We start from the raw sequence: 15,131 nt of genomic DNA on the forward strand, positions 1-15,131 counted from the left end.
ACAAAGATACCGCGGTTGAGAGAAGTAAGATTTTGGTCATTCTCATGACGATAGAGGCCTCAAGATTGCCCAATACAGCGGCCACATAGCGGCCAGGAACTCATTTACTGGTAAGGCAATGATCCAGTTCCACCAGTTATATACATACCCATCAAGAAACGTGAGCTTAATAAAAGTTGCGAAGTTTCCTATCCAATAAATAATCCATAAAGCGCTTTTCATCATAGCTTCCTTGCGTTCCAGGCTAGCAGGACCCGGGCGTGAATAATCATGGACTCCAGTTCTGCGCCCTTGATGTCGTAGGGCGGGAACGTTTCATTGTCAGAAATCATGCGAATCATCTTTGGTAAGCGCTGCAAACGCTTGATGTAGAGCATTCCATCAAGGGTAAACACATAGACGCCATCTACCACCACCGAGTTAACGCCCTGGTCAACTATCAGCGGATCACCACTTGAAAAAGTTGCCCCCATACTTTCGCCAAAGCCAGTAATTACTGAAAGATTATCGGCGTGTGTATAGGCGATACCTTGCTCTCTCAAATACTCAGTTCGCACAGTAATGTTACGCACAGTTTCAATGTATTCCTTCGGTAAAACCTGTCCGTGTCCCATTGAACCGACTACATCGTATTGAGGTATCAGGATTTCATCGTCGCGTGTTTTTCTCGTGAAATCGGCTGTCACGACGTTGGAGCTTTGCCGGCGGCTCGGTGGTTCCCCAGCTCCATCCAGAAGCCAGTCCACAGTGGTGTCAAACGCCTGAGCAATAGCCAGAAGATTGTCATTCTTGATGTTGCCGGTATCACCGGCAAACCACTGGCGCACAGCCTCATAGCTGATTCCGCAGGTCGTGGAAATCTTCCGCTTGACTCCTCGGGCGCCAGTTTCCGGCCTGCGAGTCAGTACGAGCTTGGTGATTCGATCGGTAATGTTCATAGGGCCAATCTACAAGTTCGCTTGCCAAGCATGCTTGCTTAATAAATACAAGCATGCTTGAATTTGACGCATCAGCATTGGAGGTGCCTATGAAGCGTCAAGCAGCTATTGATTATTTCGGCTCCATCCCCGCCCTGGCCAAAGCACTCAAGATTACTTACGAGGCTGTGCGTCAGTGGGGGGAGGAGATCCCAGAACTGCGTCAGTACCAATTGGAGAAACTCACCAATGGGCAACTGAAGGCGGGCCATGACAGCAAGTCTCAATCGGTGGCCTGACCATGAGCGCGAACAAATTAAGCCCCGAGCAGGATGCAAGGGCACGCAAGAACTACTCAGTCCTGATGCAGCGTCTTGCGTCAGTCGGAAATGCGCCAGTTGCGCATGCAGTAGGTTGCGACGAGGCGACGATCAGCCGCATGAAGCCCGAGAAATTCGAGCAATTCACCCAGATCCTGGCCGTCCTGGACCTCAAGGTGGTGCCGACCGATGCCCGCTGTTTTCGTGAGCGCGACATCGCGGCCTACCTGCAGCTGGCCAAGCTGCATATGGAGCAGATCGACGGCGTGCATCAGCTGGAGTGGGACTGATCATGGATTGGTTCCGGATGTATGGCGAGTTCGCCACCGACCCCAAGGTGCAGATGATGAGCGAGGCCATGCAGCGCCGCTTGATCATGTTGTTCTGCCTCGAATGCAGTAACGGACTTGAAACGTTTCATGCAACCGAACGGGAAACTTCTATCGCTTTCGCACTGCGGATTCCAGACGAAGAAATTGCCAGGACGAAGGACGTTTTCTTGGCCAAGGGCTTCATCAATGAGGATTGGACGCTGCGCAACTGGAGCAAGCGCCAATATGTCTCTGACTCAAGCACAGCAAGGGTTCGAGCGCATCGGGAGAAGAAAAAGAAGGCCGCCGCAGGGAGTGAAACGGACGAGAAACGTTCCAGTAACGCCCCAGAACAGATACAGAACAGAACAGATACAGAAGAAAAACATAACGTTGACGCCGGGCATCAACCGGATGCGTTGGGCGACTCTGAAAGTTCTGATTCCAAGGTTCCCGCGTGTCCGGCCCAGGCCATTGTCGACCTGTTCCACAAGGCTCTCCCCGAGTTGCCCCGCGTATCTCAGCTGAACGACCAGCGCCGTCGCCACCTGCAAGCCCGCTGGCGCGAGAACGCTGTGCACCAGGACCTGCAGTTCTGGGCCGATTACTTCACCCACGTCAAAGCGTCCCGGTTCCTGCTGGGCAATGCCGAAGGGCGCAACGGTGGGAAGCCATTCCGCGCCACGTTCGATTGGCTGATCGCCCCAAGCAATTTCGTCAAAGTCATCGAGGGTAATTACCATGCGTGACCCGTACAGCCTCGAAGCCGAGCACGCGGTGCTGGGCGCAATGCTGATCAAGCCCGAGCTGATCGACATCCTGTCGGCAGACCTCAAGACCTCGGATTTCTTTTTCGCCGACAACCGCGCAGTGTTCGATGCGATCCAGGCGCTCAAGGCCGCAGGCACTCCCGTTGACTTCCTGACCGTGGCCGAGAAGATTGGCACCCTTGGCGAGGACTCTTCAGCGCTGGCCTACTGCGCTGACCTGCACCGCAACACGCCATCGGCTGCCAACGCCCGGGCCTACGCCAACACCGTGCTCGAGCGCAGCACCGTGCGCGCCCTGATGACCGCGGCCCAGGCCATCCACGAAATTGCCCAGGGCGACAGCGGGACCGAGGACAAGATCACCCAGGCCCAGGCCGAGATTAACGCCATCGGCAGCAGTTCCGCAGGGTCTGAAACCATCACCGCCGGCGAAGCTGTTCGCAAGCACATCGAGGAACTGGAGCGCCGCGAAGCCCTAGGCGGTGCAATGGACGGCCTCGCAACTGGCATCCCCTCGCTCGACGCCAAGATCATGGGGCTCAAGGGCGGGCAACTGATCATCGTTGCAGGCCGGCCGAAGATGGGTAAAACCACCCTGGCCATGAACATCGTGGACAACGTCGCAGTGCACAGCGGTAAGCGCGTTCTGGTGTTTAGCCAGGAAATGTCCCACGGCGAGCTGATGGACAAGTCCCTGGCATCCCTGGGCAACATCCCGTTGAGGGCGCTCAAGGACGGCTCTGCACTCAGCACCCACCCAACGCAGATGCTGGAAGCCTCGAACCTGATTCACGGCGCAGCCATCGAGCTGTACGACCGCAGCGGCGTTACCGTGAGCCGCATCCGCGCCGTGTCTCGCCGGCAGAAAATGAACTTCGGTCTGGATCTGATCGTGGTCGACCACATTGGCCTGGTGGATGTTGACGACGCCCGGGCCAACTCTGTGCAGCGGATCAGCGAAATCACCCGCCAGCTCAAGCTGCTTGCCAAGGAACTGGACGTTCCAGTCATTGCCCTGTCGCAGCTGAACCGCCAGCTGGAACAGCGCCCGAACAAGCGCCCCGTACCCTCTGACCTGCGCGACTCCGGCTCGATCGAGCAAGACGCGGACATGATCATTTTCGTTTACCGGGACGAGGTCTACGAGCCAAACACCAAGGACCGCGGCGTGGCCGAAATCATCATCGGCGCCGCCCGTGGCATCCAGCCATGCACCGTCCGCGTTGCGTACCAGGGGGGCTACAGCCGGTTTATCGATCTGCAGGCCATAGCCGGCAGTCCGCCACCGGATCTGTTCGACGACAGCGCCGACTATGCACCCAAGCCAGAAAGTCCAGTAGCCAAGGTCACCAGCATGGCCGAGCGGTACAACAAGAGCTATGGAGGCCATCGCTCATGAGCATCGATCCAACACCCGTTTCTTTCGTCGTTCCAGGTGAAGCCGTGGGGAAGGGCAGGCCACGTGTAACCACCATCGGCGGCCATGCCCGCATGTTCACCCCGAAAAAGACCGCCAACTACGAAACCCTGATCTCCATGGCGGCCCAGCAGGCCATGGCCGGGCGCGAGCTGATCACCGGCCCAGTGCTGGTGGAGCTGAAAATCGCTGTCGGCATTGCCGCGTCATGGTCGAAGAAGAAAACCGCCCAGGCACTGGCCGGCGACGTGAAGCCCACGAAAAAGCCGGACATCGACAATGTGCTTAAGGCCGTCTGCGACGGGATCAACGGCATCGTCTTCCGCGACGACGTCCAGGTGGTCAACGTCTCCATGAGCAAGCGCTTTGCTGAAGTCCCGGGCGTCCGCGTGCGCATCGTTCCCCTGGAAGGAGAACCCTCATGAGCAAGATCCAATGGCACTGCACCCAAATCGGCGTTGACGGCTGGCTGCTGATCGCCGCCGACCAAGACCTGACCGGGCCCAACGACCCCGAAAGCATGCTCGGCCACCGCCGGGCATTCCACCCGTTCCAGCTCGACGAAGACCCCCAGGCGCTCGCAAGGGCCATCGGGGAAATGAGCGAAGTCATGGCACGGGTTCAGCTCCCACTCATGCAATTCGACCCTGAAACAGGGGAGATCAGCATAGTTCAAGCCCTGCCTGCCTCGCGTGCGCACGCGTTTGGGGGCTGACCATGAAGCCGTCCGCACCTGAGCAAATCCCGCTGTTCGCGGAGCCGCCCCGGGTGTCCATCGCGCAGCTGGTCCTGCACACACCGGCGGCGCCTGCGCGGCCAGGGCCGAAGCGCATCGACTGGTTCAAGGTGATCACCGAGGTTCTGCGCTCCGGCGAATACTCGATCCAGGGCGCAGCGGACGAAATCGGCGTGGCGCGCACCACGCTGATTGGCTGGAAGCAGGGCGCCGAGCCGCGCTACAGCGAAGGCGAGCGCCTGGTGCTGCTCTGGTGCAAGATCACAGGCGAAAGCCGCGACACGCTGCCCATGGTCGCCGCCCGCGACTGGTGGGCGTATCACTCCAAGACCTGAAATAGTCAGGATTCCGACACCCAACCCCGCCGATGCTTCCCTCGTCGATCAATACGACCCCGCCCATGTGCGGGGTTTTCTTTTCCAGCCCCGGCGAGGGGATATCGAGATGCCGAACATGCCAGACAAACCTGACACCTGGGCGATCCTGCTGGCGTGGCTAAGCCAGCACGCCCCCTTGCTATATGCGGCGCTGCTGTCGTTCCTGATGGCCGCGGTGCGGATCATTTACGGAGGCGGTACGCGGCGACAGGCTGGGCTTGAGGCCTGCTTGTGTGCGCTGTTCACCGCGGGGGCATTCCCACTGCTCGAGTATTTCGGGCTGCCCCAGAACCTGGCCGCAGCACTTGGCGGTGGCATTGGCTTCATCGGCGTGAAGAAAATTGCCGACCTAGCCGACCGCTTCGCCGACTTCAAGCTGCCACGCCGGGGGGCCGGCCAATGACCATTGCCCGCGGCGTCCGCAACCACAACCCCGGAAACATCGACTACAACCCCCGTAACAACTGGGAAGGCCAGCTCGGCAAGGAGCCGAACGGCAGGTTCGCTATCTTTGATACCGCCGAGAACGGCATCCGAGCCCTGGGCAGGCTGTTGCTCAACTACCGCGGCAAGGACGGCATGCCCGGGGTTGGTGGCCCAGGCATCGATACCCCTCGCGAGTTCATCACCCGCTGGGCGCCCGGGAACGAGAACGACACCGAGGCCTACATCGCCGCTATCGCTAAGCGTCTGGGCGTGAAGGCGAACGACGTGATCAATATCAAGAACCCGGTAACCCTGCGCGCAGTGATGCTGGGAATCATCGTTCATGAGAACGGCGGCAACCCTTACCCGGACGCTGTGCTCGATGAAGGTCTGCGCAGGGCCCTCAAGTGACCCGCTATATCGTGTTTGGGCTGTCTGTGGCTTTGATCCTGGCGTTTTGGCGGCTCGACCATATCAGCACCAGCCTCGATGCATCATCGCAGCGTGTGCGCGATCTGGAGAGCCAAGCCGAAGCGCACCAGCAGGCGATCACCGTTCGCGATTCCATCGACAGTCAGTTTCAGGAGGAAATCCGCAATGCCGAAGACTCCAAGCCTCAGCTTGTTGCTGACCTCAACTCTGGCGCTCGCGTCGTGTACGTCCGCGCCGCCTGCATGCCAACCAATCCCAACCCCACCGGCAGCACTGATGCAGCCGCCCCCCAACTTGCAGCAGATGCTCGACAGGATTATGCCGACCTCGTTGCAGCCAACCGCAAAGTGACTGCCCAGGTCGCCGGCCTGCAGCAGTTCATCCTCTCCGCGTGCGTTCGCGCCGCTTCGAAATAGTCGGGATTCCGACGCCTTCCCCCCGCGATGCTGAAGCCTCTTTGATCAACTCACTGAGGCTTTACCCATGCCAGTAGCAACCCCACGCCGCGTTAGTCGCGAAGACCTTGACCAGGCCACCCAACTGACCGACGCCATGTCGCGCCTGATTGCCGCGCTCCCTGGTTCGAACAGTGCCGAAGTGCAGGCCGCCACCAACAGCCTGCTGGTGGATATGGCGGCGTTCGCCAAAGAGCTGATCAAGACCGAGGTTCCCAGTCTTCCAGCCCCGCCAGTCGCCCAGTAGTCCCCAAGCCCCGGGCGCGCTTTGTGCGCCCACCACCGGAGAAACTCCATGTCAGCCCCTGACCTGATCGTTCAAACCCCAGGCGTACCTGTCGCCAACCAGGCGCCGGTTGCGTCCGCTGCCGACGGCTCTGCCAGCCAGCAGCCCCCAGCAGCACCAGCTCCAGCAGCAGTGCCCTACGCCGCCAAGCACAACGGCGGCGGGCGCTGGATTGTGATCACCAACGACGACAAGGCCACCCGCATCGGTGATTTCGTCGGCGACCGGGACTCGATCGTTCCCGAGGTCGAGCGCATGAATGCCGGCGGCGAACCCTTCGTTGCGCCGGCCCCGACCGTGACCAGCCAGGCCCAAGCGCCCCAGGCGCTCCAGCGGCAGCAGCCCGGCGAGGCCATCGACCCCACAACCATCAAGCAAGCGGTCATGACCAGCGAAGGCTGGCTCTGCCCTGAGCCCAAGGCAGCGAAGGAGTAAGACCCATGGGAAGTAAGCCAAAGGCGCCGAAGGTGGTCCCGCCACCAGACCCGGCCATTGAAGCCCAGAAGGCCGCCGATGCCGCGGCCATCAAGGCCAACGAAGAAACCGCCACCCGCAAGAAGCGCAAGGCCGAGAGCAGCCTGCTCACGTCTGGCGCCCAAGGCTCTGGCTCTGTTCTCTCATCCGGTAAGAGCACCCTCGGGCAATGAACGCATCCCAGATCTGCACAACGTTGAGCACCCTGAAGTCTCTGCGCTCGCCGCATGAGCAGGTCTGGCGCGACTGCTATGACCACAGCTACCCGATCCGGGGTAGCGGCTTCTGCTCCGAGCAAATCACCGCCATCGAGGCGCAAATGCGCAAGGCGCGGATGCTGGACGGCACCACAACGGACGCAGCCCGCATTCTGTCGTCGAGCATCATGTCGGGCCTGACCCCGGCCAACTCTCTCTGGTTCGGCATGGACGTCGGCCAGGAAACCGAGGACGAACGCCGGTGGCTCGACGACTCGGCCGACATCCTCTGGCAGAACATCCACGCTTCGAACTTCGACGCCGCAGCCTTCGAGGGCATGCTCGACGAGGTGTGCGCCGGCTGGTTCGCCCTGTACATCGATAGCGACAAGGAGCGGGGCGGCTTCACGTTCGATCTGTGGCCAATCGCGAGCGTCTACTGCTCGGCATCAAAGGCTGGCGGGAAGATCGACACCGTTTACCGCGAGTACCAGCTCACTGCCCAGCAGGCGGTAAACGAGTTCGGCGAGGCCAATGTCAGCGAGAACACCCGCAAACTGGCCCAGGACAAGCCGCAGGAAATGGTGCGGTTCATCCACGCAATCTATCCGCGCAGCACATACATGGTCGGCGCCCGCCTGGCCAAGAACATGCCGATTGCGTCATGCAAGGTCGAGGTCGAGGCCAAGCGCATGGTCAGCGAGTCGGGCTACCACGAAATGCCGGTGGTGGTTCCGCGCTGGATGATGATTCCGAACAGCGTCTATGCCGTGGGCCCGGTGTTCGATGCGCTGCCGGATGCGCGCACGCTGAATGACCTGTGCCGGATGGACCTCGCCGCCGGGGATCTGGCCATTGCCGGTATGTGGATTGCCGAGGATGACGGCGTACTGAACCCGCGAACGGTGAAGGTCGGCCCCCGCAAGATCATTGTGGCCAACAGCGTGGACAGCATGAAGCCCCTGCAAAGCGGCTCCAACTTCCAGTACGCCGAAACCAAGATCCAGCGCTTGCAGGCGTCGATCCGCAAGATCCTGATGGCCGACCAGCTCCAGGCCCAGGACGGCCCGGCGATGACCGCGACCGAGGTGCATGTGCGGGTGAACCTGATCCGTCAGCTGCTGGGCCCCGTCTATGGCCGCCTGCAAACCGAGTACCTGCAACCCCTGATCGAGCGGTGCTTCGGCATCGCCTACCGCGCCGGCATCCTGGGGCAGGCACCGGAAAGCCTGGCTGGCCGCAACTTCACAGTGCGCTACCTGTCGCCCCTGGCGCGCGCCCAGAAGCTGGAAGAGGTAAACGCCATTGACCAGTTCGTGGCCGGTGCCCTGGGCATCGTTTCTGCCACGCAAGACCCTTCGATTCTGGACAACATCGACCTGGACGAGGCCCAGCGCTTCAAGGGCGAGGCCCTGGGCGTACCGAACTCCATCATTCGCAGCAAGGCCGACAGGGACAAGATCAGGGCAGACCGTGCCCAGGCACAGCAGGACGCCCAGGAGCAGGCGCAGCAGCAAATGATGATGCAACAGGCCGGCGAGGCCGCAATGAGGCAACAGCCAGGAGCTGCAGCATGACCCCATACACCCCAGAGCAGCTGGACGACATGTTCAAGCGTGTGTTCGAGCAGCACGCCGAGGGCGCGATTGTTCTTGAACACCTGATCCAGCGCTTCAGCAAGAACGCTGTAACCGTGGGCGGCATTGACGCCGTTCTGCGTACCTACCTGCAGGCCGGCCACCGCGAAGTGCTGGACCACATCCTGCTCCGAATCAATCGCGCCAATGGCGTGGAAGACCAACCTGAAGAGGATTCCCAATGAACTGGTTCATTCACAACCGCCTGGGTCACTACCTGTGCAACGAGGCCGGCGCCGATGGCGGTGATGGCGGCGGCGGTGCAACTCCACCAGCAGCTACCCCGCCAGCAGGCTCTGTGCTTAACAGCGGTGCCACCCATGACTGGATGCCCGAGAAGTACCGCACCAGCAAGGAAGATGGTTCGCTCGACCTGGACGCATCCAGCCGCAAGATGGCCGAGGCATACCGCCATCTGGAATCCCGCATGGGTTCCGGCGATGCGCCGCCCAAGTCGGCAGACGACTACACCGTCAAGCTGGAAGGGGTCGAGGGCTTCAACTGGGATGAGTTCAAGGCCGACGAGAGCACCCAGTCATTCCTGAAGGGGGCGCATGCCAAGGGCCTGACCAACGACCAGGTGCAGTACGTGATTGGCGAGTACATGAAGGCGGCCCCGGGCCTGATCGAAGGCGGCGTGCAGCTGACCCAGCAGGACTGCACTGCGGCGCTCAAGTCGGTTTGGACTGACGATCAGACCATGCGGACCAACGTCACCGCCTCTTTCCGTGCCGCCGAGGCTTTCGCCAACCCAGAGGGCCAGCCCGGTAGCTTCCAGAACCTGGCGGCCAAGTACGGCAACGACCCGGATTTCATCGCCTTCACAGCAAACATCGGCAAGGAGCTGCGCGAAGACAGCCAGATCAACGGCGGGGCGCCGGTCAGCGAGGCCGACTTCAACGTCAAGGCGGCAGAGCTGCGGCAGTTGCTGGTGGAGCTGCCCCCGCACGATCCGAAGCGCAAAGGCGTACAGGCCCAGCTGGACGAAATGTACAACCGCCGATTCGGCAAGCCCCAATCCCGCCTGGGCTGACTCCCGCCCAAATAGTCGGGAAACCGACACCCCACAACTCCGACTATCACAGGCACCCGGTAGCAATACCGGGCCGGCCTGCGATGGCACGCAGATACCCGGACAGCCCCAGGCGCAGCAAAGCCGATGCACGCCAGGAACCCCGGCCCGCGCAGCGGACACCCGGCCAGGCAATCCCAAATCTGCATTGGAGTGCATCAGATGTCTTTTCAAATTACCGAAGCTTTCATCCAGCAATTCGCGGACAACTTCAAGCACGTTGCCCAGCAGACGCAATCGCGTCTTGAGCGCTGCGTGACCCCCGAGCCCAACATCGTGGGCATGTCGAAGTCCGTGAACCGCATGGGCCAACGCACCGCACAGCGTCGCACCCAGCGCCACGCCGACACCCCAATCAACGACCAGCCACACTCGACCCGGTTCGTTGACCTGTTCGACTGGGACGACGGCGACATGCTCGACGACCAGGACAAGATCCGCATGCTTGTCGATCCGACCTCTGACTATGTCAAGGCGATGGTTGCCGCTCTGAACCGCGCCAAAGACGACGTGATTATCGAGGCCTTCGGAGGTGTATCGCGTGCTACCGCCGGCGGCATTCTCCTGCCCACCTCCCAGAAGATCGCAGTAGGCGGCTCCGGTCTGACCAAGGCCAAGATCCTCCAGACGCGCAAGATGTTTCGTAAGAACGAGGCGGACAACCACAACGGTGAAGAGTTGTTCATCACCTACAGCGCCCAGGCCGCCGCCGACATCCTGGCCGATCCGCAACTCACCAGCGCCGACTACCTGGCCGGCAAGTTCCTCCAAGATGGTGACATCGAGGGCAAATGGATGGGCTTCACCTGGATTCCAAGTGAGCGCACCCCGTGGGATGGCGCCACCCGCCGCCTGTACGCCTGGACCAAGTCCGGCGTGGTCTTGGGCACAGGCCAAGAAATCAAAACCAAGGTCGGCGAAGACCCGAGCAAGGCCTTTAACACCCGCGTCTATGCCAAGCAGTCGATCGGCTCGGTTCGGGTTGAAGAAGAGAAAGTCGTCGAGATCGCCGTCGCCGAGGCCGCGTAAGCGGCTTTGGTCATCCACTTTCACGAAAGGAGCCAATCACCATGGCAACTGTAAATGCTTCCGTGGCTGCCGCTCGGGCAGCTCTCCCACAGCAACTGGTCAAGCCGAGCCAGCAGGGCGCCGACGTGCAGGTGCTGGTCAGTACCTACGCCGTGCCAGCTGGCGGCGTAGCCGTCGGCGACAGGATCAAATGGGGCCAGATCCCGTTCGGTACGCGCCTCATGCCGAGCACGCGCCTGTACTTCAGCGCCGGCGCGGCGTCTTCCACCCTCAACCTGGGCGACGTCGCCAGCCAGGCCCGCTACCTGGCGGCGACCTCGGTAGCTGCTGCTGGTAGCGCGACTGCCGAGGCGGTCTATGCAAACGGTGGTCTGTTCGAGGTCGCGGTCGTTGCCCCGGGCCAGCCCACCGACCAGAGCGAGCTGTTTTCCATCGTCGCGGGTGCTGCGCTCCAGGCCGGCCAGGTGATCACCCTGGTGGCGCAGTACGCCGGCCAGAACTGATAGCGGTTGCCATGGATGGCGAACAACTTACCGGGGCCGCGTGCCCCGGTCTTTTTATCTGGAGGTTTTAGATGAGCATGGCCACCGGGGTATCGATCTGTTCCAACGCCCTGCTGATGCTTGGCGCCAAGAGCATCAATGACTTCAACGAACCCGTGGACCGGGCGAAGATCGCCGCGAACTTGTATCCCACCGTCCGCAATGACTTGCTGCGCACCCATCCCTGGAACTGCACGATCAAGCGCGTTCTGCTGGCGCCGGATGCAACGCCACCTGCTTTCGGTTATGCCAACCAGTTCGAGTTGCCTGCGGACTTCCTGCGCGTCCTGGAGGTTGGCCAGGCCGGCCTGCAGGTCGACTACTTGGTCGAGGGCCGGCAAATCCTGGCGAACGCCACTTCGCTGGAACTGCGCTACGTCTACCTCAACGAGATAGAAAACACCTGGGACGCAAACCTTGTCGCGCTGTTGACTCTGGCAATGGCGGCAGCGATGGCCTACGCCATCACCCAGTCCGCTGCTGTTCGTGACAGCCTCAAGCAAGACCTGGAGATGGCGAAGAAAGTGGCCCGAGCCGTGGACGGCCAGGAGGACCCGCCACAGACGCTGGGTGACGAGCACCTGTATGCCTCCCGGTTTGGAGCGCGCGGATAATGGCCCGGCCAACGATCAACCAGACCAACTTTACAGCCGGCGAAATATCGCCGCGCATGCTTGGGCGTGTGGACATTGCCCGATACCAGAACGGCGCGGAGATAATCGAGAACGCGTGGCCATTGGTTCACGGTGGATGCGTTCGCCGCGACGGTACCCTGTTCACCGGGGTGACCAAGTTTCCAGCCAAGCGCTGCCGCTTGATCCCGTATGTGTTCAATGAATCGCAGGCGTACATGTGCGAGTTTGGCGACTCGTATGTGCGGATATTCTTTTCCGACGGCACCTATAGCGGTGTCGAACTGGCCAGTCCTTACACCGAGGCCATGCTGTTTTCGATGGAGTATGTGCAGGGCGCGGATACGATGTTCCTGTTCCATACCAGGGTTCCGATTTACCGCCTGCGGCGATCCAGTAATACCGAATGGACCTTAGCCGCAGCCCCGTTTGTGACCCGGCCATTCGACGAGAAGGGCATCAGTTTCGCCACGGCGCTGACTCTGGGTGCATCAACGGTCGGCCCTGGTCGTGCGGCAACATCTGCTGTCGCTGCTTTCATGGCGGCTGATGTTGGACGGGAGATCTGGGCGGGCGGTGGAGTAGCAAAAGTCACGTCTGTCACGAACTCAACTGTGGCCACCGTTGAAGTCCTCAACGCCTTTTCTACCACCACGCTGGCGGCCTGGGCGCTCAAAGGATCGCCGCAAACCACCAATACCCTGAGCGCCTTTTCTCCAGTCGGGGCGGTTGTGACAATGACGCTTGGCGCTGCCGGCTGGCGGCCAGACGATGTAGGCAAGTTCGTCAAGATAAACGGCGGATTACTGGAGATCACAGTCTATTCCTCCGCTACAGCGGTAAACGGAATCATCCGTTCTGCTCCCACCTCTGCCGTTCCTGCGCCTGCCAACGCCTGGTCGCTGGAGGGCTCCGTCTGGAACGATATTGATGGCTACCCCCGGGCCGGAACGCTGTACATGCAGCGCCTGGCCGTTGCCGGTTCACCCAATTACCCGCAAACCATCTGGCTATCGCGCATCGGCGAGTACCTGAACTTCGAGCTGGGCACTAAGGACGACGACGCGCTGACCTACAACTTGACCAGTGACCAGATCAACCCGGTCCTGCACATGGCACAGATCAACGCCCTGATTCCGTTGACCTACGGCGGCGAGTTCACAGCTACCGGCGGCGTGGAGAAGCCGATCACCCCGACCAACATTCAGACCAAGAACCCCTCGGCGTATGGCTGCAACAGCGTGCGCCCGGTTCGGATCGGCAACGAGCTGTACTTCGTGCAGAAGGCCGGTCGCAAACTGCGTGCCATGGCCTACAAATACGACTCGGACAGCTACGGGTCGCCCGATATGTCGGTGCTGTCAGAGCACGCCACTACCAGCGGTGTGGTCGATATGGCCTATCAGCAGGAGCCGGAGTCGATCCTGTTTATGGTTCGCAATGACGGTGTGCTGGCCACCATGACAGTGGACCGGGACCAGGACGTTATCGGCTGGGCCCGCCAGATCACTGATGGCAGGTTCGAGTCGGTCGCGGCCATCCCGGTGGCTGGAGGGGAGCAGGTGTGGACTGTCGTCAATCGGACTGTGAACGGCGTGCAGACCCGCTACATCGAGCGCTTTGCTCAGGGTGTCCAGGTCGACGGCGGCATTCAGGGCTCCAGTGAATTGGGCAGTGCCGCCTGGTCTGGCTTGGGTCACCTGGAAGGCAAGACCGTCGATGTTGTCGCCGATGGCGTCGTAATGCAGCAGCAGGTCGTCGTCGAGGGATCGGTAACCCTGAGCCGCAAAGCCCACACCGTGCAGATCGGCCTGCCCTACAAGACCAGAATCAAGACCTTGACCCCAGAAGTTCAAGGCGCCACAGGCAGCGCACAGGGCAACAGCATGCGCGTTGGCGAAATCGCGCTGCGATTCCTCGAAACCATCGGCTGCAAGATCAATGACCAGCCAATCGCGTTCCGTGATTTGGGTTCGAACACGCTCGACAAGCCGCCGGCGCCATTCACTGGCGTTCACCGTATGGAGAATCTTGGATGGGAGCGGGGCGAGGCCTCCCTTGTGATCGAGCAAGACCAGCCCCTGCCGTTCCATCTGCTCAACGTCATCAAAAAAATGACCATCAACGATTGAGGTAACCCCAAATGATCAGGGCCGCAAAGCATTCTGACGTTCCCCGGCTGATCGAGCTGGGCACCATGCTGCATGAGATCAGCAGCTATTCATCGATGGCTTTTTCTCCGGAGAAGTCCGCGGCCTTCCTGCATGAGCTGATCAACGGCGCCGGGGTCGTGTTCGTTGCAGAGGTCAATGGCGAGGTAGTCGGTGGCATGGCCGGCGGAATCATTGACCAGTGGTTCAGCGATGACCTGATTGCCTACGACTATTCGCTGTTTGTCGAGCCCTCCAAGCGCAATGGCGTGGTCGCTGTTCGCCTGATCCGTGCCTTCCAGGAGTGGGCCAAGATCAAGGGGGCGAAGCAGATTTACATGGGCATCGGGACCGGCGTCAACGTCGAAGGAACTACCCGGCTTTATGAGTCTCAGGGCCTGCGGAATGTCGGCCCGCTTTTGATGATGGAGATCTGAAATGACAGGTGCAATGGCTTATGCCGCTTATGCGGCCATGGCAGCAGCCACAATGTACTCGGTCTACTCGACGCAGCAGTCCGGCAAGCAGGCCAGCTTAAACGCGAACTCACAGGCGGAGCAGGCCCAGGCGGACGCAGACGCCGCAGCCAGCGCCGCGACTGTTCAGGCTGACCGTATCCGCCGCCTTGCCCGTAACCAGGCCGGCGAGGCCAATGCGGCGCTTGCGGCATCTGGCGTGGAGGTGGGCGAGGGGACGGCGATCAACATCAACAAGGAGATTTACGCCAACGCTGAAGAGGACGCGACGCTGACATTCCTCAATGGGCAATCGCAGAAAGCCCGGGGCCAGGTTGATGCAAGCAACTACCGGCTCGCAGGGGCGCAGGCCAGGTCGCAGGCCAATGCCCAGTCCATCGGTACAGTGCTTTCTACGGGCGCCCAAATGGGGATGTCCTGGAAGGCCTCGGCCGCTGGGCGCAATGGCTCTGCCGCTGCTGTAGGGGGAGCGTAA

Annotated in this window: 23 protein-coding genes; 22 read left to right on the top strand and 1 reads right to left on the bottom strand. The window is 60.9% G+C overall.

Going from position 1 to position 15,131, the window contains the following annotated elements:
- Positions 1–221 precede the first annotated feature (221 nt).
- The gene (locus BLV47_RS09985; RefSeq protein WP_092312813.1) at positions 222–938 is read right to left on the bottom strand and encodes an XRE family transcriptional regulator; all 717 of its coding nucleotides are present in this window, start codon (positions 936–938) and stop codon (positions 222–224) included.
- A gap of 53 nt (positions 939–991) precedes the next feature.
- Here BLV47_RS09985 and BLV47_RS09990 point away from each other — a divergent pair, with 53 nt between their 5' ends.
- The 22 genes from BLV47_RS09990 (at position 992) to BLV47_RS10095 (ending at position 15,131) form a co-directional block, all read left to right on the top strand.
- On the top strand, positions 992–1,216 hold the full coding sequence (locus BLV47_RS09990; RefSeq protein WP_425272145.1) for a Cro/CI family transcriptional regulator: 225 nt from the start codon (positions 992–994) through the stop codon (positions 1,214–1,216).
- Between the two features lie 2 nt (positions 1,217–1,218).
- Positions 1,219–1,527, top strand: a complete 309-nt coding sequence (locus BLV47_RS09995) for a CII family transcriptional regulator (RefSeq protein ID WP_092312819.1) — start codon at positions 1,219–1,221, stop codon at positions 1,525–1,527.
- Between the two features lie 2 nt (positions 1,528–1,529).
- Positions 1,530–2,297: a hypothetical protein gene (locus BLV47_RS36510; RefSeq protein WP_244168853.1), complete on the top strand. Its 768-nt coding sequence runs from the start codon at positions 1,530–1,532 to the stop codon at positions 2,295–2,297.
- Positions 2,290–3,717: a replicative DNA helicase gene (dnaB, locus tag BLV47_RS10005; RefSeq protein ID WP_092312822.1), complete on the top strand. Its 1,428-nt coding sequence runs from the start codon at positions 2,290–2,292 to the stop codon at positions 3,715–3,717. The genes BLV47_RS36510 and dnaB overlap by 8 nt, the downstream gene beginning before the upstream one ends.
- Positions 3,714–4,160 carry a RusA family crossover junction endodeoxyribonuclease gene (locus tag BLV47_RS10010; protein ID WP_092312825.1) on the top strand — a complete coding sequence of 149 codons (447 nt, stop codon included), beginning with the start codon at positions 3,714–3,716 and terminating at the stop codon, positions 4,158–4,160. Before dnaB ends, BLV47_RS10010 begins: the two co-directional genes overlap by 4 nt.
- Positions 4,157–4,450 (top strand): hypothetical protein, encoded by a 294-nt coding sequence (locus BLV47_RS10015; RefSeq protein WP_092312828.1) that lies wholly within the window; start codon positions 4,157–4,159, stop codon positions 4,448–4,450. Before BLV47_RS10010 ends, BLV47_RS10015 begins: the two co-directional genes overlap by 4 nt.
- Positions 4,451–4,452: 2 nt before the next feature.
- Positions 4,453–4,806, top strand: coding sequence for a hypothetical protein (locus BLV47_RS10020; protein WP_092312830.1), 354 nt, complete (start codon positions 4,453–4,455; stop codon positions 4,804–4,806).
- 109 nt (positions 4,807–4,915) lie between these two features.
- Positions 4,916–5,251: a phage holin, lambda family gene (locus BLV47_RS10025; protein WP_092312833.1), complete on the top strand. Its 336-nt coding sequence runs from the start codon at positions 4,916–4,918 to the stop codon at positions 5,249–5,251.
- On the top strand, positions 5,248–5,685 hold the full coding sequence (locus BLV47_RS10030; protein WP_092312836.1) for a structural protein P5: 438 nt from the start codon (positions 5,248–5,250) through the stop codon (positions 5,683–5,685). Before BLV47_RS10025 ends, BLV47_RS10030 begins: the two co-directional genes overlap by 4 nt.
- The gene (locus tag BLV47_RS10035; protein ID WP_092312839.1) at positions 5,682–6,122 is read left to right on the top strand and encodes a lysis system i-spanin subunit Rz; all 441 of its coding nucleotides are present in this window, start codon (positions 5,682–5,684) and stop codon (positions 6,120–6,122) included. The genes BLV47_RS10030 and BLV47_RS10035 overlap by 4 nt, the downstream gene beginning before the upstream one ends.
- Before the next feature lie 67 nt (positions 6,123–6,189).
- Positions 6,190–6,408 (top strand): hypothetical protein, encoded by a 219-nt coding sequence (locus BLV47_RS10040; RefSeq protein WP_092312842.1) that lies wholly within the window; start codon positions 6,190–6,192, stop codon positions 6,406–6,408.
- A gap of 48 nt (positions 6,409–6,456) precedes the next feature.
- A complete protein-coding gene (locus BLV47_RS10045) occupies positions 6,457–6,882 on the top strand; it encodes a hypothetical protein (protein ID WP_143038254.1) in 426 nt (141 codons plus the stop codon).
- A 5-nt stretch (positions 6,883–6,887) separates the two neighbouring features.
- Positions 6,888–7,094, top strand: a complete 207-nt coding sequence (locus BLV47_RS10050) for a hypothetical protein (protein ID WP_092312848.1) — start codon at positions 6,888–6,890, stop codon at positions 7,092–7,094.
- A complete protein-coding gene (locus tag BLV47_RS10055; RefSeq protein ID WP_092312851.1) occupies positions 7,091–8,695 on the top strand; it encodes a portal protein in 1,605 nt (534 codons plus the stop codon). The genes BLV47_RS10050 and BLV47_RS10055 overlap by 4 nt, the downstream gene beginning before the upstream one ends.
- Positions 8,692–8,940, top strand: coding sequence for a Bbp19 family protein (locus tag BLV47_RS10060; RefSeq protein WP_092312854.1), 249 nt, complete (start codon positions 8,692–8,694; stop codon positions 8,938–8,940). The genes BLV47_RS10055 and BLV47_RS10060 overlap by 4 nt, the downstream gene beginning before the upstream one ends.
- Positions 8,937–9,788: a hypothetical protein gene (locus BLV47_RS10065; RefSeq protein ID WP_092312857.1), complete on the top strand. Its 852-nt coding sequence runs from the start codon at positions 8,937–8,939 to the stop codon at positions 9,786–9,788. The genes BLV47_RS10060 and BLV47_RS10065 overlap by 4 nt, the downstream gene beginning before the upstream one ends.
- A gap of 201 nt (positions 9,789–9,989) precedes the next feature.
- The gene (locus BLV47_RS10070) at positions 9,990–10,856 is read left to right on the top strand and encodes a phage capsid protein (protein WP_244168854.1); all 867 of its coding nucleotides are present in this window, start codon (positions 9,990–9,992) and stop codon (positions 10,854–10,856) included.
- Between the two features lie 41 nt (positions 10,857–10,897).
- Positions 10,898–11,359 (top strand): hypothetical protein, encoded by a 462-nt coding sequence (locus tag BLV47_RS10075; RefSeq protein ID WP_092312863.1) that lies wholly within the window; start codon positions 10,898–10,900, stop codon positions 11,357–11,359.
- 71 nt (positions 11,360–11,430) lie between these two features.
- Positions 11,431–12,012: a phage connector family protein gene (locus BLV47_RS10080; protein WP_208605252.1), complete on the top strand. Its 582-nt coding sequence runs from the start codon at positions 11,431–11,433 to the stop codon at positions 12,010–12,012.
- Positions 12,012–14,162 (top strand): phage tail protein, encoded by a 2,151-nt coding sequence (locus BLV47_RS10085; protein WP_092312866.1) that lies wholly within the window; start codon positions 12,012–12,014, stop codon positions 14,160–14,162. Before BLV47_RS10080 ends, BLV47_RS10085 begins: the two co-directional genes overlap by 1 nt.
- Positions 14,163–14,227: 65 nt before the next feature.
- Positions 14,228–14,617 carry a GNAT family N-acetyltransferase gene (locus BLV47_RS10090; RefSeq protein WP_167365638.1) on the top strand — a complete coding sequence of 130 codons (390 nt, stop codon included), beginning with the start codon at positions 14,228–14,230 and terminating at the stop codon, positions 14,615–14,617.
- A 1-nt stretch (position 14,618) separates the two neighbouring features.
- Complete coding sequence (locus BLV47_RS10095) at positions 14,619–15,131, top strand: hypothetical protein (protein WP_092312871.1); 513 nt, start codon at positions 14,619–14,621, stop codon at positions 15,129–15,131.

This window comes from Pseudomonas saponiphila (genome assembly GCF_900105185.1).
Classification (GTDB): Bacteria; Pseudomonadota; Gammaproteobacteria; order Pseudomonadales; family Pseudomonadaceae; genus Aquipseudomonas; species Aquipseudomonas saponiphila.